The 20058-nt window shown below is 67.8% G+C and carries 24 protein-coding genes and 1 tRNA gene; 13 read left to right on the top strand and 12 right to left on the bottom strand.

Annotation, left to right across the window (positions count from 1 at the left end):
- Positions 1 to 20: 20 nt before the first annotated feature.
- On the bottom strand, positions 21 to 419 hold the full coding sequence (locus AC07YH_RS06620; protein WP_494746203.1) for a helix-turn-helix domain-containing protein: 399 nt from the start codon (positions 417 to 419) through the stop codon (positions 21 to 23).
- 201 nt (positions 420 to 620) lie between these two features.
- Here AC07YH_RS06620 and AC07YH_RS06615 point away from each other — a divergent pair, with 201 nt between their 5' ends.
- Complete coding sequence (locus AC07YH_RS06615) at positions 621 to 1568, top strand: lysophospholipid acyltransferase family protein (protein WP_494746202.1); 948 nt, start codon at positions 621 to 623, stop codon at positions 1566 to 1568.
- On the opposite strand, the gene AC07YH_RS06610 is transcribed toward AC07YH_RS06615, so the two are convergent.
- The 5 genes from AC07YH_RS06610 to gcrA form a co-directional block, all read right to left on the bottom strand.
- Positions 1565 to 2092 (bottom strand): response regulator, encoded by a 528-nt coding sequence (locus AC07YH_RS06610; protein WP_494746201.1) that lies wholly within the window; start codon positions 2090 to 2092, stop codon positions 1565 to 1567. The two genes, AC07YH_RS06615 and AC07YH_RS06610, sit on opposite strands and share 4 nt — an antisense overlap.
- 135 nt (positions 2093 to 2227) lie before the next feature.
- On the bottom strand, positions 2228 to 3076 hold the full coding sequence (locus AC07YH_RS06605) for a M23 family metallopeptidase (protein ID WP_494746200.1): 849 nt from the start codon (positions 3074 to 3076) through the stop codon (positions 2228 to 2230).
- Positions 3061 to 3273, bottom strand: a complete 213-nt coding sequence (locus tag AC07YH_RS06600; protein ID WP_494615484.1) for a DUF2093 domain-containing protein — start codon at positions 3271 to 3273, stop codon at positions 3061 to 3063. The genes AC07YH_RS06605 and AC07YH_RS06600 overlap by 16 nt, the downstream gene beginning before the upstream one ends.
- A gap of 27 nt (positions 3274 to 3300) precedes the next feature.
- The gene (xseA, locus tag AC07YH_RS06595; protein WP_494746199.1) at positions 3301 to 4827 is read right to left on the bottom strand and encodes an exodeoxyribonuclease VII large subunit; all 1527 of its coding nucleotides are present in this window, start codon (positions 4825 to 4827) and stop codon (positions 3301 to 3303) included.
- 92 nt (positions 4828 to 4919) lie between these two features.
- Positions 4920 to 5444 carry a cell cycle sigma 70 cofactor GcrA gene (gene gcrA, locus AC07YH_RS06590; RefSeq protein WP_494615492.1) on the bottom strand — a complete coding sequence of 175 codons (525 nt, stop codon included), beginning with the start codon at positions 5442 to 5444 and terminating at the stop codon, positions 4920 to 4922.
- Between the two features lie 239 nt (positions 5445 to 5683).
- On the opposite strand from gcrA, the gene AC07YH_RS06585 reads away from it, so the two are divergent.
- The 4 genes from AC07YH_RS06585 (at position 5684) to AC07YH_RS06570 (ending at position 9859) form a co-directional block, all read left to right on the top strand.
- A complete protein-coding gene (locus tag AC07YH_RS06585) occupies positions 5684 to 6505 on the top strand; it encodes an ABC transporter permease (RefSeq protein ID WP_494746198.1) in 822 nt (273 codons plus the stop codon).
- A gap of 155 nt (positions 6506 to 6660) precedes the next feature.
- A complete protein-coding gene (locus tag AC07YH_RS06580; protein ID WP_494746197.1) occupies positions 6661 to 7875 on the top strand; it encodes an aspartate aminotransferase family protein in 1215 nt (404 codons plus the stop codon).
- Between the two features lie 69 nt (positions 7876 to 7944).
- Positions 7945 to 8880 (top strand): ornithine carbamoyltransferase, encoded by a 936-nt coding sequence (gene argF / locus AC07YH_RS06575; protein WP_494746196.1) that lies wholly within the window; start codon positions 7945 to 7947, stop codon positions 8878 to 8880.
- Between the two features lie 55 nt (positions 8881 to 8935).
- On the top strand, positions 8936 to 9859 hold the full coding sequence (locus AC07YH_RS06570) for an Hsp33 family molecular chaperone (RefSeq protein ID WP_494746195.1): 924 nt from the start codon (positions 8936 to 8938) through the stop codon (positions 9857 to 9859).
- A 21-nt stretch (positions 9860 to 9880) separates the two neighbouring features.
- Here the strand turns inward: AC07YH_RS06570 and AC07YH_RS06565 are convergent, their stop codons facing one another.
- The 3 genes from AC07YH_RS06565 to metZ form a co-directional block, all read right to left on the bottom strand.
- Complete coding sequence (locus tag AC07YH_RS06565) at positions 9881 to 10516, bottom strand: RhiA family protein (protein WP_494746194.1); 636 nt, start codon at positions 10514 to 10516, stop codon at positions 9881 to 9883.
- A gap of 150 nt (positions 10517 to 10666) precedes the next feature.
- The gene (gene apaG / locus AC07YH_RS06560; RefSeq protein ID WP_494746193.1) at positions 10667 to 11131 is read right to left on the bottom strand and encodes a Co2+/Mg2+ efflux facilitator ApaG/CorD; all 465 of its coding nucleotides are present in this window, start codon (positions 11129 to 11131) and stop codon (positions 10667 to 10669) included.
- The gene (gene metZ, locus AC07YH_RS06555; protein WP_494746192.1) at positions 11112 to 12296 is read right to left on the bottom strand and encodes an O-succinylhomoserine sulfhydrylase; all 1185 of its coding nucleotides are present in this window, start codon (positions 12294 to 12296) and stop codon (positions 11112 to 11114) included. The genes apaG and metZ overlap by 20 nt, the downstream gene beginning before the upstream one ends.
- A 179-nt stretch (positions 12297 to 12475) precedes the next feature.
- On the opposite strand from metZ, the gene AC07YH_RS06550 reads away from it, so the two are divergent.
- The 7 genes from AC07YH_RS06550 to AC07YH_RS06520 all read left to right on the top strand — a co-directional run bounded on the left by AC07YH_RS06550 (position 12476) and on the right by AC07YH_RS06520 (position 17765).
- Positions 12476 to 13501 (top strand): 2'-deoxycytidine 5'-triphosphate deaminase, encoded by a 1026-nt coding sequence (locus tag AC07YH_RS06550; protein ID WP_494746191.1) that lies wholly within the window; start codon positions 12476 to 12478, stop codon positions 13499 to 13501.
- Between the two features lie 116 nt (positions 13502 to 13617).
- Positions 13618 to 14493 carry a TraB/GumN family protein gene (locus AC07YH_RS06545; RefSeq protein ID WP_494746190.1) on the top strand — a complete coding sequence of 292 codons (876 nt, stop codon included), beginning with the start codon at positions 13618 to 13620 and terminating at the stop codon, positions 14491 to 14493.
- Positions 14494 to 14645: 152 nt separating this feature from the next.
- The gene (locus AC07YH_RS06540; protein WP_494746189.1) at positions 14646 to 14948 is read left to right on the top strand and encodes a hypothetical protein; all 303 of its coding nucleotides are present in this window, start codon (positions 14646 to 14648) and stop codon (positions 14946 to 14948) included.
- A gap of 128 nt (positions 14949 to 15076) precedes the next feature.
- Positions 15077 to 15673, top strand: a complete 597-nt coding sequence (locus AC07YH_RS06535) for a hypothetical protein (RefSeq protein ID WP_494746188.1) — start codon at positions 15077 to 15079, stop codon at positions 15671 to 15673.
- The gene (locus AC07YH_RS06530) at positions 15670 to 15864 is read left to right on the top strand and encodes a helix-turn-helix transcriptional regulator (protein ID WP_494746187.1); all 195 of its coding nucleotides are present in this window, start codon (positions 15670 to 15672) and stop codon (positions 15862 to 15864) included. Before AC07YH_RS06535 ends, AC07YH_RS06530 begins: the two co-directional genes overlap by 4 nt.
- 84 nt (positions 15865 to 15948) lie before the next feature.
- Positions 15949 to 16839, top strand: a complete 891-nt coding sequence (locus AC07YH_RS06525; RefSeq protein WP_494746186.1) for an alpha/beta fold hydrolase — start codon at positions 15949 to 15951, stop codon at positions 16837 to 16839.
- Between the two features lie 47 nt (positions 16840 to 16886).
- The gene (locus AC07YH_RS06520) at positions 16887 to 17765 is read left to right on the top strand and encodes a TraB/GumN family protein (protein WP_494746185.1); all 879 of its coding nucleotides are present in this window, start codon (positions 16887 to 16889) and stop codon (positions 17763 to 17765) included.
- 16 nt (positions 17766 to 17781) lie between these two features.
- Here AC07YH_RS06520 and AC07YH_RS06515 read toward each other — a convergent pair.
- Positions 17782 to 17856 (bottom strand) — tRNA-Gly (locus AC07YH_RS06515).
- Between the two features lie 246 nt (positions 17857 to 18102).
- On the opposite strand from AC07YH_RS06515, the gene AC07YH_RS06510 reads away from it, so the two are divergent.
- Positions 18103 to 18435 carry a winged helix-turn-helix domain-containing protein gene (locus AC07YH_RS06510; protein WP_494746184.1) on the top strand — a complete coding sequence of 111 codons (333 nt, stop codon included), beginning with the start codon at positions 18103 to 18105 and terminating at the stop codon, positions 18433 to 18435.
- Positions 18436 to 18490: 55 nt separating this feature from the next.
- Here AC07YH_RS06510 and AC07YH_RS06505 read toward each other — a convergent pair whose 3' ends face one another.
- Together AC07YH_RS06505 and AC07YH_RS06500 are read right to left on the bottom strand one after the other, a co-directional pair.
- Positions 18491 to 19327, bottom strand: coding sequence for an alpha/beta fold hydrolase (locus AC07YH_RS06505; protein ID WP_494746328.1), 837 nt, complete (start codon positions 19325 to 19327; stop codon positions 18491 to 18493).
- A 343-nt stretch (positions 19328 to 19670) separates the two neighbouring features.
- Positions 19671 to 20000, bottom strand: a complete 330-nt coding sequence (locus AC07YH_RS06500) for an EF-hand domain-containing protein (protein WP_494746183.1) — start codon at positions 19998 to 20000, stop codon at positions 19671 to 19673.
- Positions 20001 to 20058: the final 58 nt, after the last annotated feature.

Genomic DNA, 20058 nt, shown 5'->3' with positions numbered 1-20058 from the left:
CCTCCGACGCGCCACCGTTGTTAAGCGTCGGCGTGCTCGGGACCACCGCCGTTCAGCGACTTGGCCAGGTCCAGCAGACGACGGCGCGGACGCTCGCCCAGCAGGTAGTAGGCGCGGATCAGGTCCAGCGTCTCCTTGCGGGCGAACATCTCGCCGCCTTCGTTCGCCTCGCTGGCGGCCTCGCGGCGCACGTCCGACAGGCCGTCGTAGAAGTAGCCGACCGGCACTTCCAGGGCCTCGGACAGTTGCCACAGGCGCGCGGCCGAGATGCGGTTGGCGCCGCACTCGTACTTCTGGATTTGCTGGAAGCGCACGCCGACCGTGCCGGCCAGTTGTTGCTGGGTCAGACCCAGCAGACGACGGCGGCGGCGCAGGCGCTTGCCCAGATGGGTATCGATGTCGTTGCCCATGGAAACCATGCCCTAGTTTTCCCGACCCGTCCCGAAACGGAACGGCCTGGGCTGACAGCCGCAAGTCGCGTGCCGAGCGAGCGCGTTAGGCGAAAGTGTGCGCGGTTTCGCCGGTTAACGCGCTCTCAGCCAGGAACCGGAGTCGATCTGTTTCAGATCGACTCTGGAGTGACGTTGCGTGTTGCGTGCGGGCGAGCCTACTAAGAGCGCATGTCGGATAAGCGTCAGCCCTGGGTTCAGGACCTTCTTTGGCGGTTGGAGGCCCTGGGCTTCGACCTCTTCATCGGCGCGGTGCGCCTGATGGGCGTGGACCGCGCCTCGGACTTCGGCGGCTGGCTGGGCCGCACGTTCGGGCCGATGAGCGGCGCGCACAAGGTCGCGACCCGCAATCTGAAGCTGGCCTTCCCGGAAAAGGACGCCGCCTGGCACGCCCGCATCCTGGATGAGCAGTGGGAGGGCCTGGGCCGCTCGTTCGCCGAATTCCCGTTGATGGACAAGCTGCTGCCGTCCACCGGCCGGGTCGAGGTGATCAACAAGGAGCGTCTGGTCGAGATCGCCCAGGGTGATGTCCCGGTGGTGTTCGTCTCGGGCCACCTGTCGAACTGGGAGATCATGCCGGCGGCCATCGTCGACAGCGGCGTGGCCTGCGAGATGACCTATCGCGCGGCCAACAACCCCTATGTCGACAAGCGCATCCGCGACAGCCGCTTCCGCTACGGCGTGCGGCTGTTCGCGCCGAAGGGCGGCGACGGCTCGCGTGAGCTTCTGCGCGGCATGAACCAGGGCCGGTCCGTCGCCCTGATGAACGACCAGAAGTTCAACAGCGGCGTGGCGGCCCCGTTCTTCGGCCACGACGCCCGCACCGCGCCGGCCCCGACGCGCATGGCGATCCGTTTTGGCACGGTCCTGCAGACGATGTCGGTGCAGCGGGTGAAGGGGGCCTATTTCCGGGCGGTGGTCCACGATCCGATCGTCCCGCCCAACACCGGCGACCGCACGGCCGACATCGAGGCCGGCGTGCGGATGATCAACGCCTTCCTGGAAGAGCGCATTCGCGAGCGGCCGGCCGAGTGGTTCTGGGTCCACCGGCGCTGGCCAAGCGAGGTCTATGCGGAGCTGGCCGAGCGCGAACGCGCGGCGGCGGGGCAGGCCGGTTAGATTTCCAGCGTATCGGTCGTGTCGCCGCCCGCGTCCTTCTCGCCGGCGCGGCGGAAGGGGCCGGTGTGGTGCGGATCGACGCGGCGGCGGCGGCAGGGGCCGAAATAGTCCGCCGAGCGGATGAACGGCCGCTGGTGGTAGATCACGGTGTTGATCCGATCCAGCAGCGAGCGGGCCGTCACCGGCTTGACCACCACCTCGGTGACGCCGGCGTCGCGGGCCTCGAACACGCGATGGCGCTCGGCGAAGCCGGTCAGCATGATGATCGGCAGGAACGGATCGACGCTGTCGGGCGAGTTGCGGACCAGCTGGGTGAACTGCACGCCGTCCAGGGGACTCATCTTGAAGTCGACGATGGCGATATCGGTCTGCCAGTCGCGCAGGATCTGCAGGCCCTCGGCCCCGTCCATCGCTTCGCGGATTTGCCGAACGCCCACGCCCTTGAGGATCGCCGAGACGATCGACCGGATATGCTGGTTGTCGTCCACCAACAGAAAACGCAGCTTTTCAAGGGCCGCCGACATGCGGACGCCGCCTCCTCAAGACCAAGCAGGAAGACGGGCCCCCTGAAGTCGCTCCCCCTGCGCCCCCATGTCCCGTATGGCGGCTTTGCTACATAAGGTTTGAAATTCGCGCCAGGGGCGAAAGGGCAGAATTTTTCAGGCGCGGAACGGACCCGCGCCGACCAGCATCGACGGATCGAGGTTGCGGCCCCGCCACTTCATGCGCCAGCACAGGTGCGGTCCGGTGGCCCGGCCTTCCTTGCCGGTCTGGGCGATCAACTGACCCTGAGTCACACAAGTCCCCACCGGGACTAGGATTTTGGACAGGTGCAGGTAGGCGGTGACCAAGCCTTGGCCGTGATCGACCAGGACGAGACCGCCTTCGTAATGCAATCCCGTCTCGGCGAAACAGACCACGCCCGCAGCCGGAGCGCGAACCGGCGTACCCACCGGCGTCGCCAGATCAACCCCATAATGGGGACGCTTGGGTTCGCCGTTCAGGATACGTTGCCCGCCGAAGCGCGCTGAACGGCGAGCGCCCACAACCGGGAGTATGAAGCCATCGCGGAATCCCTCGAGGTCGGCCTGGCTGGCGAAGCCGGCGACCTTGCGGACGTTCTCGGCGGTGATCCGCGCCAGCAGCGCGGGATCGGTCGGCGTCACCTGTTCGGGCGGCAGGCCATCGATGCGCTGGATGTCGAAGTCGCCGACCGCGATGGTCCGCTCGTCGATGGACGAACCGTCCGGCGTGGTCACGGTCAGCTTGCTGGTCGGGGCCGCGTCGCGGTCGAAGCCGATCACGAACCAGCCGTTGGCCGAGGCGGTGCTCAGCACCTGGCCGTCGAGATCGATCATCGCGCGCGGCGTGGTGCGGCCGACGGCGTAGCCGCCTTGGACGAACTTGCCGGTCATCGATAGGCCCGGCGCAGCGGCGCGGGTCGCTCCGGCGAGCGTGGTCAGCGGCAGCGCGGCGAGGACCGCGCGGCGGCTCAGGCCCCCTGCCAACGCTTCAGCGCTTCGGCGGGACCGGCATAGGCTTCCTGGTGCTCGGGGCTCCAGTAGCGCAGGGCGTCCAGGGGGATCTGCTTGTTGGTGATGGCGCACAGCACGAAGCGGCCGGGGCTGAGCACGGCGAATTCGCCGTCGCCATAGTGCAGGACGGCCAGGCCGTCCTTGCCGAGATCACGATCAAAAGCGTTCATGGGCTCACTCTAAGCCAAACAGGCGTCTCAGAACAGATCGCCCTGGTCGGCCGGCGGCGCGGCCGGCTTGGGGCGGGGCTTGGGCGCGGGTGCGGCTACGGGCGCCGGCGGCGGGACGAACCCGCCTTCGCCGTCGATGACCGCATCGCGGTCGCCGCTCTTGAACTTCAGGTTCACGCGCTCGCCGGAAACCAGGTCGGCCGCCGAGCGGGCCAGGGTCCCGTCGCCCTTGCGGACAAGGGCGAAGCCCAGCTCCAGCGGACGCTCGGGGTTCAGCGACTGACGCAGCTTCTCCAGGCCGGCCAGGCGGTCAGCGTCGCGTTGCAGGCGGCGATCGCCCGCCGCGTTCAGGCGCTGCCACAGGGCGGGCAGACGGGCGTGCTGGGCGACACGGTCCGGGGCGCGGCGGGCGGCCAGGTCCAGGCGCTTGCCAAGGTCGCCCAGGCGGTCGGCCTTGATCGCGCGCTGGCGGGTCAGCACCTCCGGCGTCAGGCGCGCGGTGACCTTCAGCAGCGCCTGGGCGTGGACGGTGGTATTGCGATGGAGCGCGGCGTCCAGGCGTCCGGAGGCGATGTCGAACCGCTGCTGGGCCAGGGCCAGAATGTCGTCGGGACGGGGCAGGCCGCGCGCGGCGCTGACCAGGCGGGTGCGGCGATCCTCGATCAGCCGCGCGCCCGTGCGGTTCAGGCGGCGATCGAAGTCCGAGATCAGGGCGCGCAGCTCGGCCAGCACTGGCGTCGCCATCTCGGCGGCGGCGGTGGGCGTGGGGGCGCGGCGGTCGGAGACGAAGTCGATCAGGGTGGTGTCGGTCTCGTGGCCGACGGCCGAGATCAGCGGGATGGTCCCCTCGAAGACCGTGCGGGCCAAGCCTTCGTCGTTGAAGGCCCAGAGGTCCTCAACCGAGCCGCCGCCGCGCGCGACGATCAGGATGTCGGGGCGCGGCACCGGGCCGCCGGGTTCGATGGCGTTGAAGCCGCGGATCGCCGCGCTGACCTGGGCCGGGGCGGCGTCGCCCTGGACGACGCACGGCCAGACCAACACTTGGCAAGGCCAGCGGTCGCGGATGCGGTGCAGGATGTCGCGGATCACCGCGCCAGTGGGGCTGGTGATGACGCCGATCACGGCCGGCATCGAGGGCAGGGGCTGCTTGCGCTCGGGGGCGAACAGGCCCTCGGCGGCCAGCTTGGCCTTCAGGCGTTCCAGCTGGGCGAGGAGCGCGCCGACGCCGGCGGCCTCCATGCTGTCGATGACGATCTGGTAGCGCGAGCCGGCCGGATAGGTGGTGATCTTGCCGGTGACGATGACCTCGAGCCCGTGCTCGGGCCGCACGCCCAGGCCGCGGACATTGCCCTTCCACACGACGCCGTCGATCGCGGACTTGTCGTCCTTGATGGTCAGATAGACGTGGCCGTTGGAGTGGTGCGTGACCTTGCTGAGCTCGCCGCGCAGCCGCACGAAGCCGTACCGGTCCTCCAGAGTCCGCTTCAGGGCGAAGGCCAGCTCGGAGACCGAATAGGGCGGGGCGTTGGAATCGTTCGGCGCGAGGTCCGTCATGCGCCCTTACTTAGAGCGATCCCCCAAAATGGAAAATCCCGGGCAGTCGTGAGACTGCCCGGGACCCGCCGCCTGAGAGACTTTTGTTCTTCTTAGATGTAGCGGCGAAGCGAACGGGCGAGCTCGGTGGCGCCGCCCTTCTTCTTGGTCTGCTGCGGCTGGTACGCCACGCGGGCGTGCTCGACGCAGTAGGGGCCTTCCGACGAGCGGCGGCCACAGAAGGTGAAGCCGTCGGTCGACGGATCGCCGATCGGCCACTTGCACATGTGCGCGCCCAGGGTCAGCACGGTGGCCGAACCCGGCTCTTCATGACGGAAAGCCGGCAGCGACGGCGGGGCCGAGGCCACCGGAACCGACGAGGTCGGCGCCTCGACCGGCGTCACGCGACGCGGGGCCGACGGCATGGCCTGGGCGGCCGGACGCGCCGGGCGCGGAGCCTTGAAAGCCGGACGCGCGGGCTGCGAGGGGGCCGCGCGGCCCGAGAGGCCCAGGCGGTGCACCTTGCCGATGACGGCGTTGCGCGTGACGCCGCCCAGCTGTTTGGCGATCTGGCTGGCCGACAGGCCGTCCAGCCAAAGCTTCTTCAAGGTCGAGACTCGTTCGTCGGTCCAGCTCATAACCCGTCTCCGCCGTTACCTAGGAGAGACGGGCGCCCCAACGCCCATCACCCCTATATGTGGTGATCAAGCCGCCCCGCCGGCGGCTGTCCTACTACATATCGTAAAGAAAGCGTTAAAAGGTACAATGGGCGGTAACGACTCTGTCCACAGAAACAAGATGTTGATTCAGGCAAGCCCAAGCTTGCGGAAAGGCGCCCCAGGGCGCACATGGCCAAGCAACACAACGGGTTGAGCGTATGAGAGACATGGCCAACAGCGTCATTCCGCCGCAGCCGCGCGACTACCACGGCTGGAACTGGTCCGGGTTCGTCACGCTGTATCAGCGCGAAATCCGCCGATTCTGGAAGGTCGGCACCCAGACGGTGGCCGCGCCGGTGGTCACCACGCTGCTCTACATGCTGGTCTTCGTGGTCGCCGTGGGCGCCAGCCGGCCGGCCGTGGGCGGGATCACCTTCGGCCATTTCGTGGCCCCGGGGCTGATCATGATGGCGATCCTCAACAACGCCTTCGCCAATTCGTCGTCCTCGCTGATCCAGGCCAAGATGATGGGCCTGACGCCGGACTTCCTGACCCCGCCGCTGTCGGCGCTGGAGCAGGTGCTGGGCTTCACCCTCGGCGCGGCGACGCGCGGTGTGGTGGTCGGCGCGGTCACCGCCCTGGTCATCGGCGTGCTGCCGGGCGCGGGCCTGTCGGTCGCCCATCCCTGGGCCATCGCCTACTTCGCCGTGACGGCGTCGCTGATCCTGGGCCTAGCCGGCGTGCTGGCGGGTCTGTGGGCCGAGAAGTTCGACCAGCTGGCGGCCGTGACCAACTTCCTGATCATGCCCATGACCTTCCTGTCGGGCACCTTCTATCTGGTCGACAAGCTGCCCGAGCCGTTCCGCTCGGCCAGCCACTTCAACCCGTTCTTCTACCTGATCGACGGCTTCCGCTACGGCTTCATCGGCCATGCCGATGGCTCGATCCTGATCGGCGTGATCAGCATGGGCGTGCTGACCACGGGCATGTTCCTGTGGTGCTGGCGTCTGTTCGTCACCGGTTACCGTCTGAAGAGCTGACGCAACGGCCGCTGGGAAACGCGGAAATTCGTCGGTTTTTCAGCGACCTTCACAGTCCCTTGATTGACACGACGTCGTTCCACGGCGACAACCTGCGGCCTTCCGGTCCCCGTGCTCACGCGCGGGGGCTTCTTTCCTTTTAAGGAGGGCCGGTCTTGAGCACCGCGACGTCGTCCAACCCCGCACAACACCACATCATGGGCGTCTACAACCGCGCCCCGCTGGCGTTCGAGCGAGGCCGAGGCGCGCGCCTGTTCTCGACCACGGGCGACGAATATCTGGACTGCGTGGCCGGCATCGCCACCTGCGGCCTGGGCCACGCCCACCCGGTCCTCGTGGATGCGCTGAAGACCCAGGGCGAGAAGCTCTGGCACGTCTCCAACATCTACACGATCCCCGAGCAGGAAGTGCTGGCCGACAAGCTGTGCGCGGCCACCTTCGCCGACGTGGTGTTCTTCACCAACTCGGGCACCGAGGCGATCGAGTGCGCCCTGAAGGCCGCCCGCCGCTATCACGTGATGAACGGCCAGTCTGAGCGCATCGACATCATCGGCTTCGACGGCTCGTTCCACGGCCGCTCGTACGCCGCCGTCAACGCCTCGGGCAACGCCGGCTATCTGGACGGTTTCGGCCCGCGTCTGCCGGGCTTCGTCCAGCTGCCGTTCGGCGACTTCGACGCCCTGAAGGCGGCGATCGGCCCGACCACGGCCGGCGTCATCATCGAGCCGGTGCAGGGTGAGGGCGGCGCGCGCGCCCTGACCGAAGCCCAGCTGCTGGAGCTGCGTCAGATCACCCGCGACGCCGGCGTCCTGCTGATCTACGACGAGGTCCAGAGCGGCATGGGCCGGACCGGCAAGCTCTTCGCCTACGAGTGGGCGCCGGGCAGCGAGCCGGACATCATGTGCGTGGCCAAGGCCCTGGGCGGCGGCTTCCCGGTCGGCGCGTGCCTCGCCACCAACGAAGCGGCCAAGGGCATGACCCCGGGCACCCACGGCTCGACCTACGGCGGCAATCCGCTGGCCATGGCGGTCGGCAACGCGGCCTTCGACGCGATCAACAGTGAAGAGCTGCTGGACAACGTCAAGACCGTCGGCGGCTACTTCACCCAGCAGCTGAACGGCCTGAAGGATCGCTTCCCGGACGTCATCGTCGACATCCGCGGCAAGGGCCTGCTAGTCGGCATCAAGGTCGTGCCGAACAACCGCGAATTCATGGTCATGGCCCGCGACGAGAAGCTGCTGATTGCCGGCGGCGGCGACAACTGCGTGCGCCTGCTGCCGCCGCTGAACCTGACCGTCGAGGAAGCCAGCGAAGCGATCGCCAAGCTGGAAAAGGCCTGCGAAACCGCGCGCGCCAAGGCCTCGGCTTAAAACAACAACAAGCACTAGCCGCCCGCTCCGATCAACGGGGCGGGCGGAACCGTTAGGGACATGGCCAAGATGACCACCCCCCGGCACTTCATCGACCTGTGGAAGCTGGACGGCGCGACCCTGCGCCTGATGCTGGACGACGCCCACGCCCGCAAGGCCGCCCGCAAGGGCTGGCCGCAGGGCAAGGTCGACGCCGACGCGCCCGCCAAGGACCGCGTGCTGTCGATGATCTTCCAGAAGAACTCGACCCGCACCCGCTTCTCGTTCGACGCGGCCATGCGCCAGCTGGGCGGCAGCGCCATCATCTCGACCTCGTCGGACATGCAGCTGGGCCGAGGCGAGACCATCGAGGACACCGCCAAGGTGCTGTCGCGTATGGTCGACGCCGTGATGATCCGCGCCAACAGCCACGCCGACGTCGAGCGCTTCGCCCAGGTCTCGTCGGTGCCGGTGATCAACGGCCTGACCGACAAGAGCCATCCCTGCCAGATCATGGCCGACATCCTCACCATCGAGGAGCATCGCGGCCCGATCGCCGGCAAGACCATCGCCTGGGTCGGCGACGGCAACAATGTCTGCTCCAGCTTCATCCACGCCGCCCCGCTGCTGGGCTTCGAGCTGAAGATCGCCTGCCCGGCGGTCTATCACGCCGACCTGCACGACCTGGCCCGCGCCGAGGGCCTGCAGGGCAAGGTCAGCATGACCACCGACGCCAAGGCCGCCGTGGCCGGCGCCGACGTCGTCGTGGCCGACACCTGGGTCTCGATGGGCGACACCGACCACGACGAACGCCTGGCCGCCCTGGAGCCCTATCAGGTCGACGACAAGCTGATGGACCTGGCCGCCGGCAACGGCGTCTTCCTCCACTGCCTGCCGGCGCACCGCGGCGAGGAAGTCACCGACGCCGTCCTGGACGGCCCGCGCTCGCTGGTCTGGGACGAGGCCGAGAACCGCATCCACGCCCAGAAGTCGGTCCTGGCCTGGGCGTTCGGGGCGATCGGGTAGGTCGGAAAGGCGGGGGCCTCGCAATTCCTACCCCGCTATCCTATCTAGCCTCCCCATGACCGACATCGCTCCCAATCCCGGCGTCCTCGACGACGTCGTTTCCGCGTTTCAGATCGAGGGCCTGCCCGTGCGCGGCCGCATGGTCCGCCTCGGCGACGCCGTCGACGAGGTGCTGACCCGTCACGACTATCCCGAGGCCGTCGCCAACCTGCTGGGCGAGGCGTGCGCGCTGGCCGCCCTGGTCGGCTCCAGCCTGAAGTTCGAGGGTCGCCTGATCGTCCAAGCCCAGGGCGACGGCCCGGTGCGCTATGTCGTGGTCGACTACGACACCAGCGGCGGCCTGCGCGGCTACTGCCGGTTCGATCCGGAAGAGGTCGCCAAGGTCTCGGAAGGCTTCACCCGTCCGGGCGCCAAGACCCTGCTGGGCGGCGGCGTGTTCATCATGACCCTGGACCAGGGCGCGGACATGGACCGCTATCAGGGCGTCACGCCGATCGAGGGCGAGACCCTGGCCCTGTGCGCCGAGCAGTACTTCCAGCAGTCGGAACAGACCCCGACCCGCGTGCGCCTGGCCGTCGGCCAGGTGGACACGGGCGAGGGCCCCAAGTGGCGCGCCGGCGGTATCCTGATCCAGGTCATCGCGGGCGACCAGGCGCGCGGCGACACCCAGGACGCCTGGACCCACGTCCAGGCCCTGTTCGAAACCACGGGCGAGGACGAGCTGATCGATCCGACCGTCACGACCCCGACCCTGCTGTGGCGGCTGTTCAACGAGGACGGCGTGCGTCTCCTCGAGGAGAAGCCGCTGCGCGCTTTCTGCCGCTGCTCGGACGAGCGGATCGGCGTGGTGATGGACTCGTTCTCGGCCGAGGAAGTCGCCGACATGGTCGAGCCGGACGGCAAGATCCACGTGACCTGCGAGTACTGCTCGCGCGTCTACAAGCTGGACCCGCCGAAGACTGAAACGCCGGCGGCGTGATGTCCGTGGGGGCGTCGCGCCCTAGTCGAACGTCACCGTGAAGGCTCCATTGGCCCCCTGGACAACCGTCGCGGTGGTCTGGGCGCGGCCGGTGAAGTCGACGACGGCGCCCGAGGTCGACAGGTCCGAGACGTTCACGACCTCGCCGGGCGTGTAGTCGCCGTCAGCGACATAGAACTTCACGACCGGCGCGATGTTGTAGGTCTCGTTCGGCAGCGCCTTGAACGACGACACGGGCGTGGGCATCCCGGCCGGACCCGAGTGGGCGAGGCCGAAGACGAACCCGTTCAGAGGCGTGAAATCGGTCCCGGTGACGATCGAGAACGACCCGCTGCTGGCATGGCCGGGGCTGACGCGCTCCTTGAAGCCGGTCGCTCCGGTGTTGGTGAAGACCACCGTGTCGCAGCTGGCGACGTTGACGGCCATGAAGCCGCCGGCGGCCAAGGGGGCTTCAGGGGCGAGCCAATAGGCATAGGTGATGTCGGTGTAGATGCCGGTAACCCAGCTGTCGTGGGCCAGGTCGGGGAAATTCATCAAGGCGTTGGTGAAGACCTCCGGCTGGCTGCCAGAGGCGCCGACCTGCGGCGGCTCCATGAAGATCACGTAGGTCTTGGGGGCGAGGGACTGGTTGAGGATCTTGATGGTGTAGGTCGTCATGGCGCGCTCCCAAGACCTGGTCGAGCGCTCCCGCCCTTCGCCACCCACTGGCGTCGCGCCGCTCCCCCAAGCGGCGCCATTAGGCGCGAAAACCAGTGTTATGCAATCTTGAAGTTCGCGAAGCCGACCTGCGCGTCTGGCGCGTGGCTGCTAGTTCAGCTTCGACGCCGCGCCCGGCAGGTGCAGCGAGAACTCCGGGATCTCGACCTCGAACACGTCGCCCTGGTCGTTGACCATCTGGTAGCTGCCCTTCATCGCGCCGGACGGCGTGGGCAGGGGGCAGTTGGAGACGTAGCGGAAGGCTTCGCGCGGTTTCAGTTCCGGCTGTTCGCCGACTACGCCCGAGCCCTCGACGTCATTGACGCGATTGAAGCCGTCGGTGATCGACCAGCGCCGCGAGATCAGGGTCACCGTCTCGCCGCCGTGGTTCTCGATCTCGACCGTATAGGACCACAGATACAGGCCCTGGTCGGGCGAGGACTCCTCAGCCGCGTAGACCGGGAAGACGCGCACGACGATGTCGCGCGTGCGGGCCTCGTAAGCCGCGCCGTCCTGGCCGCGACGGCGGCGCATCCGCTGCATCGGCGGAGAGGTTTCACGCCTGATCGAGCGCACGGGTCACATCTCGCTGAAGGTCGGCCAGGGCTTCCAGGCCCACGGACAGGCGCACGCCGCCTTCGGTCACGCCCAGGGACGGGCGCATCTCCTCGGGCACCGAGCGGTGGGTGGTGGTCGGCGGGTGGGTCGCCATCGACTTGGCGTCGCCCAGATTGTTGGAGATGTCGACGATCTCCAGCGCGTTCAGGAACTTGAAGGCCGCCTCGCGGGTGCCCAGGTCCATGGCGATGACGGTGCCGCCGCCGGTCATCTGCGCCTTGGCGACGTTGTGGCCGGGGTGATCGTTGCGGAACGGGTAGAGCACCCGCTGCACCTTCTTGTGCTCGCCGATGGTGTTGGACAGGGCGAAGGCGGTGTCGGCCTGGCGGCGCACGCGCAGGTCCAGGGTCTCGAGGCCCTTCAGCATCACCCAGGCGTTGAACGGCGACAGCGACGGGCCGGTGTGGCGCAGGCTGTCGCGGTAGAACTCCTCGTTGATCGCCTCGGTCGTCAGGATGGCCCCGCCCAGCACGCGGCCCTGGCCGTCGATGTGCTTGGTGGCCGAATAGACGACGACGTCGGCGCCCAGCTCCAGCGGCTTCTGGAAGATCGGGGTGGCGAAGACGTTGTCGACGATGACCTTGGCGCCGACCGCATGGGCCAGTTCCGACACCGCACGAATGTCGGTGATCTCCAGCACCGGGTTCGAGGGCGTCTCGATCAACACCGCCTTGGTGTTGGGGCGGATCGCCGCTTCCCATTCCTTCAGGTCGGTGGCGTCGACGAACGTGGTCTCGACGCCGAAGCGCGGCAGCCATTCGGACACGATCCAGCGGCACGAACCGAACAATGCCTTGCCGGCCACGACGTGATCACCGGCGCGGACCAGGCCCATCAGAGCGCTGTGGATCGAGGCCATGCCGGTGGCCTGGGCGCGACACACCTCGGCGCCTTCCAGCAGGGCCAGGCGGTCCTCGAACATCTTCACGGTCGGGTTGTTGAACCGCGAATAGACGAAGCCCGGGTCTTCGCCCGAGAAGCGGCGATCGGCGCCCTCGGCGCTGTCATAGGTGAAGCCTTGGGTCAGGTAGAGCGCCTCGGCGGTCTCCATGAACTGCGAGCGCGCGATCCCCCCACGAATGAGCTTCGTCGCGACGTCCCAGTCTTTTGGATCCTCGGCCACGGGCCTGCCTCTCTACGCTTGAAAACCGCCGGCATAAGGAGCGGCGAGGGGGTCTTGGTCAAGCGTGATCGCCCTATCCGCGATCGGAGAATTGTCACGCGCGAAAATCACATTGTCACGGGCGCGCCGGCGGCGGTCTCGCCTTGCCTTTACGGCCCGGTTTGGCGAGTGTCGCGCCGATGACCGACGCCCATGCCGCAGGGATTCTGCCCTGCCAGAATATCGAAGAGCTGATTGCCGAAGATGCGATCACCTCGGCCACGCCGTTCGACGCCGATCAGGTGCAGCCCGCCAGCCTGGACCTGCGGCTGGGCGCGCGCGCCTGGCGCATCCGCGCCTCGTTCCTGCCAGGCCTGGCCCGCAAGGTGCCCGAGCGCATGAAGGACGTGGCCATGCACGAGCTCGACCTGACCAAGGGCGCGGTGCTGGAGAAGGGCTGCGTCTATATCGCCGAGATCCAGGAGCGCCTGGCCTTGCCGATGACGGTGTCGGCGCGCGGCAATCCCAAGAGCTCGACCGGCCGGGTGGACGTGTTCGTGCGCCTGCTGACCGATCACAGCCGCGCTTTCGACGACGTGGACGCCGGCTATACGGGTCCGCTCTATATCGAGATCGCGCCGCAGACCTTCTCGGTGCTGGTCCGCGCCGGCACGCGCCTGAACCAGCTGCGCCTGAAGCGCGGCGAGCCGGCCAAGCTGGCCACCCGCAGCGTCGGCGTCGATCTGCTGTCGGACAACGGCATCGTCGGCTTCCGCGGTCGCCGCCACGCCGGCGTCGTCGATCTGGATCACGAGGACGGCCACGACCCGCGCGACTACTGGGAGCCGCTGGAGGCCCGCCACGGCGAGCTGCTGCTGGATCCGGGCGAGTTCTACATCCTGGCCTCCAAGGACGACATCGAGATCCCGGTGCTGGAAGCGGCCGAGATGACCCCGATCGATCCGTCGGTCGGCGAGTTCCGCGTCCACTATGCCGGCTTCTTCGATCCCGGCTTCGGCACCGAGGAGGCGCTGGCCCAGGGTTCCAAGGGCGTGCTGGAAGTGCGCAGCCACGAGACGCCGTTCCTGCTGGAGGACGGCCAGACGGTCGCCCGGCTGGTCTATGAGCCGCTGACCTCGCGTCCGGTGCGGCTGTACGGCGAGGGGGGCTCGCACTACCAGCGCCAGGGCCTGAAGTTGTCCAAGCATTTCAAGGCCTGGAGCTGATCAAGCGCCAGCGTGAGTCGTTATGTCGCGGTGGTCGTTGACTAACGGCTTAACCAACCCGCGCCTACCTTGAGGTCCAGTATCGGTCGGGCCTTTGCAGGATGTTGCGTAGAGTAGTGAAGCGTCTGTCGCGGGGCGTGATCGCGGCGGGTCTGGTGTGGACGGCCTGCACGGGCGTGGCCAACGCGGCCCCGGCCATGTGGGAAGTCCGCGACAAGGACAGCGTCGTCTACCTGTTCGGGTCGATGCACGTGCTGGCGCCGAAGGTGCGCTGGCGCACGCGGGCCTTCGACCACGCCTATGCCGCCGCCGACCGGGTATGGTTCGAGACGCGGGCCGATGTCGGTCCCGATCGGATCAAGGCCCTGGTTGATCGTTACGGCGTCGATCCCGACCGCTCCCTGACCGAGAAGCTCTCGCCCACGGCCCTGGCCACCCTGCGCCCGGTGCTGGATCGCGACGGCGTGCCGCTGGAGCGCGTCGAGCGTCTGCGCCCCTGGGCGGCGGCGATGATGCTGTCGGTCGCGCCGATGACGCAGGCTGGCGGTAAGGTCGAAAGCGGCGTCGATGTCGCCACCACCCAGCGCGCCCGCACCGCCGACAAGCCGATCGAGACCTTCGAGACGATCGAGCAGCAGCTGCGCATCTTCGCCGACCTGCCCGAGCAGGCCGAGCTGACCTATCTGGACGATGTCGCCCGCGAGCAGCTGTCGCCGCCGCGCGATGGTGTCGACCTGGAGCGCGCCTGGCTGAAGGGCGACATGAACCGCCTGGGCTCGGTCCTGGTCGACCACATGAAGACCGAGCGTCCGGAGCTCTACCAGGCCCTGCTGCTGCGCCGGAACCTGGCCTGGGCCGACCGGCTGGACGCGGTCATGCGGCAGGGGCGGGGGACTGATCTCGTGGTCGTCGGGGCCCTGCATATGGCTGGAAACCAAGGGCTTCCGGCCCTGATGAAGGCGCGCGGCTATGCCGTCCGCAGGCTCCAATGAGCCTGTCGCAGCCACGCCGCGCGGCAACGCGCCGCACCACATCTGGTGGACAGTCGGTGCGGTTACACAAATTCTAGCCCTCGTTCCCGTCCGGCGCGACTCACTGAGTCGGCAGCCCGACGGGGCCGGTGAAACGCTATACGGAGGCGGCCTTGGCCCGCATCGCATCTGATCCGTTCCTGATCCTGCAAGGCCGCGTCGAGGCCTGGGAGCGGTGCGCGCGTATCCCAGGATGCGACAAGGCCGTCTGGCGCCAGGACGCCGAGGGCCGGGTCATCCGCTGGTCCGATTTCAGCGACCGCTTCTCGCGCTATGGCTGGGAAGTGGTGAGCCGTCCGCATCCCGGCGTGCTGGGCCGGGCCCTGTCGGTCAAGCGCCTGGAAGCCATCCACTGGCGCGGCGTGACCCGCGACGCCGTCTCGACCGACCCGTTCCTGGACCGCAAGGCGGCCTAGTTCCCTTCCGAAAACATCAAGGTCCTCCGTCGTTTAGTCGTGCTCACATGACAAAATGACAACTTTCCTTGACATAACTGCGCTCCGATGTGACAAGTCTGCTTGTCAAATAGCGAGGGGTGCTTGTCATGTTGGCTCGGATGTCGACCCGCCTAAGGGCCGTGCTGTTCACCGTCGGGGTGGTGATCCTGACGGGCGCGCTCTTCCTCTTCGGTAAGATCAAGGCGTTCCACGGCGCGGGCAATCCGCTCGGCTATGTGGCGATCTTCATCTGGTTCGTGGTGTTCCTGGCCTACACCTATTTCGGCAGCGCCTGGATAGCGCCCGCCAAGGAGATGCGGCCGGCCATCAAGCGCTATCGCCGGCGCATGAGCATCTCCATGATGGCCTACTGCCTGACGCTGATGGGCTCGATCGCCCTGCTGAATCACGGCGGACTGTCGGGGCCGCTGCTGTGGCTGGTGGCCGCCGCGCCGGCCGGACCGATCCTGTGGGTGCTGGCCGTCATGGGCCTGTACCTCAAGGAGGAGGAGGACGAGCTGGAGCGCGCCATCCAGGTCGAGGCCATGCTTTGGGGCCTGGGCGTGCTGCTGGGCGTCTCGACCGTCTGGGGCTTCCTGGCCAACGCCAAGGTCGCGTCCGCGCCGCCGGTGTTCCTGTCCTTCGCCCTGTTCTGCGCCGCCTGGGGGATCAGCCAGATCTTCATCCGGAGGCGGTACCAATGAAGAACCGCCTGAAGGTGCTGCGCGCCGAGCGGGATTGGAGCCAGGCCTATCTGGCTGAGCAGCTCCAGGTCTCCCGCCAGACCATCAACGCCCTGGAGACGGGCAAGTACGACCCCAGCCTGCCGCTGGCCTTCAAGATCGCCCGTCTGTTCGAACAACCGATCGAAGCGATCTTCCAGGACGAGGCCTAGAGGGCCTCCCACCACTCGGACTTCAACCCAAAGCTCGGCGCGCCGCGCCGAACCCTTCCGCACGCCTGTGCCCAGGAGAAAACCATGCGCAAGCCCACCGTCCGTTTCCGCTTCCTGGTGATGTTCATCGCCATCATGGCCGCCTGCGGCGTGTTCGGCGGCAACCATGCCCACGCCGCTGACCGGATCACGGTCACGGTGACCGGCAAAGGTCCCGACGTCGTCCTGATCCCGGGCCTGGCCTCGTCCGGCGCGGTCTGGGACGAGACCGTCAAGCAGTTGGCCCCGACCCACCGCGTCCATGTCGTCCAGGTCGCGGGCTTCGCCGGCGCGCCGGTCGCCGGCAACGCCGAGGGCCCGGTCGTCGAGCCGCTGGTCGAGGCAGTCAATACCTACATCAAGGCCAACCATTTGAAGTCGCCGGCCGTGATCGGCCACTCGATGGGCGGCTTCACCGGCCTGATGCTGGCCCGTCGTCACCCGGAAGACCTCAGCCGCCTGATGATCGTTGATAGCCTGCCATTCTTCTCGGTGCTGTTCTCGCCGACCGCCACGGCCGACAGCATGAAGCCCCAGGCCGCCGCCATGCGTGACGCCACGACGGCCATGAGCGCCGACGCCTTCGCCAGCCAGCAGGCCATGACCATGCCGCGCTTCGTCAAGTCGCCGGAGGGGCAGAAGACCGCCCTGGCCTGGTCGGTCGCCTCATCGCAGTCGGTCGTGGCCCGCGCCCTGTACGACCTGTTGACCACCGACGCCCGCGCCGAGCTGCCGGCGATCAAGACGCCGACCACGCTGCTCTATCCCTACGACCAGGCGATGGGCGCGCCGACGGCGATGATCGACGCGACCTACGCCAACGCCTATGCCGGCCTGCCGGGCGTGACCCTCAAGCGCATCGACGACAGCCGCCACTTCATCATGCTCGATCAGCCCAAGGCCTTCGCCGACGCGGTCGACAGCTTCTTGAAGTAGGAGGCGACGCGGTCCAAGCATGGGGCCAACGTACGAGTGGGGTCCCCATGCTTCTCAATCTTCGTCGCCTCGCGGCCGGCCTGGCGTCGGCCCTGGCCCTGGGCTTCGCCGGGACCGCTCTGGCCGAGCCGGCGCTGTGGAAGATCCAGGACGCGGACTCCACCATCTATCTGTTCGGCACGATCCATGTGCTGAAGCCCACCACGGTCTGGCGCTCGCCCAAGATCGACAAGGCGCTGAAGGACAGCGGCGACCTGACCCTGGAGATCGTCGGCGCCGACGATCCGGCCGTGATGCAGCCGCTGGTGCTGAAATACGGCCTGGACCCGAACAACCCGCTGTCGGGCAAGATCGACGCCGCCGCTTTCCAGAAGGCCTCGACCCTGGCCCAGGAGGGCGGCGTGCCGCCCGCGCTGCTGAACGCCATGCGGCCCTGGCTGGCGGCGGTGCAGTTGTCGCTGATCCCGGTCATCAAGGCTGGCTACGACCCCAAGAGCGGCGTCGAGCCGATCCTGGCCGGCGAGATCAAGGCCGCCGGCAAGCCGGAGGGCGCGTTCGAGACCCCCGAGCAACAAATCCGTTTCTTCGCCGATCTGCCGGCCAAGACCGAGACCGACTTCCTCAAATCGACCCTCGACGAGGCCGATGAGGGCGTCGGCAAGATCGACAAGATGGTCGCCGCCTGGGCCGCCGGCGACACGCGTGAACTGGAGACCGAGTTCGTCACCGAGATGAAGGGCCAGTACCCCGAACTCTACGACCTGCTGATCACCAAGCGGAACCAGGACTGGGCGGGGCAACTGAAGACCAAGCTGGCCGGCAAGGGCGTCAGCTTCGTCGCGGTCGGCTCGGGCCACCTGGTGGGTCCCGACAGCGTCCAGGCGCAACTGGCCAAGCTCGGGATCAAGGCCGAGCGAGTCGAGTAGCGCTGGGGAGGGACCTTGGAGCGGGCGGGGGGAATCGAACCCCCGACATCAAGCTTGGGAAGCTTGCGTTCTACCTCTGAACTACGCCCGCCAAAGGGACGCTCCGTGTAGCCTGTGACGGACGCCTACTCAAGCCGCCTTCGCGCGGTCGGGCGCCGCTTGTGCGGGCAAACGCGCGACGGCGGGTTCCAGCCAAGCTGACCAAATTGCGCCGCACAATTCGTCTCCCTATCCCTGGATGTGAAGCAGGGGATTCGATCGACGCGTGGAAGTCCTGACCGAAAGCCCTGGGAAAGCGAAATTGCGCCGAGCCTCGTCTCGGATGGCGTTTGGTGACGTGACCATCGATACCGAAAGCCTGGAGCCACGGGCCCTCGACCTGTTGCTGACCCTCGCCGAGCGGCCGGGTTTGACCGCCTCGCGCGATCACCTGATCGAGACCGTGTGGAACAGGGATGTCGGTTCCGGCCTGGCGCTGGACCAGGCGGTGGTCGATCTGCGCCGGGCCCTGGGCGATGACGCCCGCGCGCCGCGCTTCATCGAAACCGTGCCCCGGATCGGCTATCGCTGGATTTTCGCGCCGCCGCCGGAGCCTTCGCCGTCGCGCTGGTCGCTGGGCGCGGCCCTGGCGGTGGTCGTGGGCGAGCTGCGCAGCTTCGTCGAGCGCTAGACACGGAAAAGGCGGACGCCGCGGCGCCCGCCTTCCACGTTCGATGCGCGCCGGATCAGGCCTTGATGAAGGCCAGCAGGTCCGGATTCACGATCTCCGGGTGGGTGGTGCACATGCCGTGCGGCAGGCCCGGATAGCTCTTTAGCGTGCCCTTCTTCAGCAGCTTGATGCCGATGCGGGCGCTGTCGTCGATCGGCACGATCTGGTCGTCCTCGCCGTGCATCAGGAACACCGGCACGTCGACCTTCTTCATGTCCTCGGTGAAGTCGGTCTCCGAGAAGGCCTTGATGCAGTCGTAGTGGGCCTTGGTCCCGCCCATCATGCCCTGGCGCCACCAGTTCTCGACCGTGGCCTGCGACACCTTCGCGCCGGGGCGGTTGAAGCCATAGAACGGGCCCGCCGCCACATCGTGGAAGAACTGGGCGCGGTTGGCGATCTGGGCGGCGCGGAAGCCGTCGAACACCTCGATCGGCAGGCCGCCCGGATTGGCGGCGGTCTTCAGCATGATCGGCGGCACGGCGCCGATCAGCACGGCCTTGGACACGCGGCCCGGCTTGGCGCGGGCGACGTAGTGGATGACCTCGCCGCCGCCGGTCGAGTGGCCGACGTGGACGGCGTTCTTCAGGTCCAGGTGATCGGTCAGGGTGGCGACGTCGGCGGCGTAGGTGTCCATCTCGTTGCCGGTGTCGGTCTGGGTCGAACGACCATGGCCCCGGCGGTCATGGGCGATGACGCGGAAGCCCTGACCCAGGAAGTACATCATCTGGTTGTCCCAGTCGTCGGCGCTCAGCGGCCAGCCGTGGTGGAACACGATCGGCTGGGCGGTCTTGGGGCCCCAGTCCTTGTAGAAGATCTGCGTGCCGTCCTTGGTGGTGACGAAACCGCTGCTCATGTTCGAAGCTCCTGGAGCGGCCATTGCGACGGCCGGGGTGGTGAGAGTGGGGAGGGCGGCCAGCGCGCCGAGCGCGAGCCCGCCGGCCAGCACGCCGCGACGCGAGGTTTCGGTAGGGTCGTTGGCGTCCATGGTTGTGCCCCTCGTGTTTGACGCCCGCGTGAAGCGGCGCGCCGTCGTTCCGCGAGGAGGACATTGGCCCGGCGGACCGGGCCGCGATTGGATGGCGTGGACGCGGTTTGAATGTTTGTGAGGCTTGTCGCCAAAAGCGTGCGAAGGCCTGGAATGCAAAACGCCGCCCGGCGGACCGGGCGGCGTTCGAAAGCGTCTCGGATGGAAACGCCTAGTTGCCTTGCGGCGGCTGGCCTTCCGGCGGCGGACCGGGAGGCGGGCCGCCGTCCTGGCCACGGCGCTGGCGCATCTTCTCGAAGGCGGCCTTCAGTTCGTCCAGGGTGACCTTGCCGTCCTTGTTGGCGTCGATCATGGCGAAGCGATCGGCCGGACGGCCCGTGGCGTCCCATTCGGCCTTGTCGACGGCGCCATCGCCATTGGCGTCCCAGCGCTTGAAGATGTCTTCCGGCGCCGGCATCTGGCGCGGGGCGTCCTGGGCCAGGGCGACGCCGCCGGCCAGGGTGGTGAGCGAAGCGAGCGCGACGAGAAGCGTGCGGCGCATGGTGGGTTTCCTTCCCCGATGAATGTCCCTGGTCATCGTGGATGAGCCGCGATTGTTG

It is taken from the genome of Caulobacter sp. GW456-12-1-14-TSB4 (genome assembly GCF_059424195.1).
Note: the sequence above shows the minus strand (reverse complement) of the source record. Positions and strands in the feature narration are given on the sequence as shown.

Excerpts from the sequence above, each read along its gene's own strand:
- argF (WP_494746196.1), top strand. The coding sequence starts at position 7,945 with ATGACCACCCCCCGGCACTTCATCGACCTGTGGAAGCTGGACGGCGCG.
- AC07YH_RS06600 (WP_494615484.1), bottom strand. The coding sequence starts at position 3,273 with ATGAACGCTTTTGATCGTGATCTCGGCAAGGACGGCCTGGCCGTCCTG.
- AC07YH_RS06565 (WP_494746194.1), bottom strand. The coding sequence starts at position 10,516 with ATGACGACCTACACCATCAAGATCCTCAACCAGTCCCTCGCCCCCAAG.
- AC07YH_RS06530 (WP_494746187.1), top strand. The coding sequence starts at position 15,670 with ATGAAGAACCGCCTGAAGGTGCTGCGCGCCGAGCGGGATTGGAGCCAG.
- AC07YH_RS06550 (WP_494746191.1), top strand. The coding sequence starts at position 12,476 with ATGACCGACGCCCATGCCGCAGGGATTCTGCCCTGCCAGAATATCGAA.
- AC07YH_RS06535 (WP_494746188.1), top strand. The coding sequence starts at position 15,077 with ATGTTGGCTCGGATGTCGACCCGCCTAAGGGCCGTGCTGTTCACCGTC.
- AC07YH_RS06505 (WP_494746328.1), bottom strand. The coding sequence starts at position 19,327 with ATGAGCAGCGGTTTCGTCACCACCAAGGACGGCACGCAGATCTTCTAC.
- AC07YH_RS06620 (WP_494746203.1), bottom strand. The coding sequence starts at position 419 with ATGGTTTCCATGGGCAACGACATCGATACCCATCTGGGCAAGCGCCTG.
- AC07YH_RS06570 (WP_494746195.1), top strand. The coding sequence starts at position 8,936 with ATGACCGACATCGCTCCCAATCCCGGCGTCCTCGACGACGTCGTTTCC.
- AC07YH_RS06615 (WP_494746202.1), top strand. The coding sequence starts at position 621 with ATGTCGGATAAGCGTCAGCCCTGGGTTCAGGACCTTCTTTGGCGGTTG.
- gcrA (WP_494615492.1), bottom strand. The coding sequence starts at position 5,444 with ATGAGCTGGACCGACGAACGAGTCTCGACCTTGAAGAAGCTTTGGCTG.
- xseA (WP_494746199.1), bottom strand. The coding sequence starts at position 4,827 with ATGACGGACCTCGCGCCGAACGATTCCAACGCCCCGCCCTATTCGGTC.
- AC07YH_RS06500 (WP_494746183.1), bottom strand. The coding sequence starts at position 20,000 with ATGCGCCGCACGCTTCTCGTCGCGCTCGCTTCGCTCACCACCCTGGCC.
- AC07YH_RS06525 (WP_494746186.1), top strand. The coding sequence starts at position 15,949 with ATGCGCAAGCCCACCGTCCGTTTCCGCTTCCTGGTGATGTTCATCGCC.
- AC07YH_RS06610 (WP_494746201.1), bottom strand. The coding sequence starts at position 2,092 with ATGTCGGCGGCCCTTGAAAAGCTGCGTTTTCTGTTGGTGGACGACAAC.
- AC07YH_RS06520 (WP_494746185.1), top strand. The coding sequence starts at position 16,887 with ATGCTTCTCAATCTTCGTCGCCTCGCGGCCGGCCTGGCGTCGGCCCTG.
- AC07YH_RS06585 (WP_494746198.1), top strand. The coding sequence starts at position 5,684 with ATGAGAGACATGGCCAACAGCGTCATTCCGCCGCAGCCGCGCGACTAC.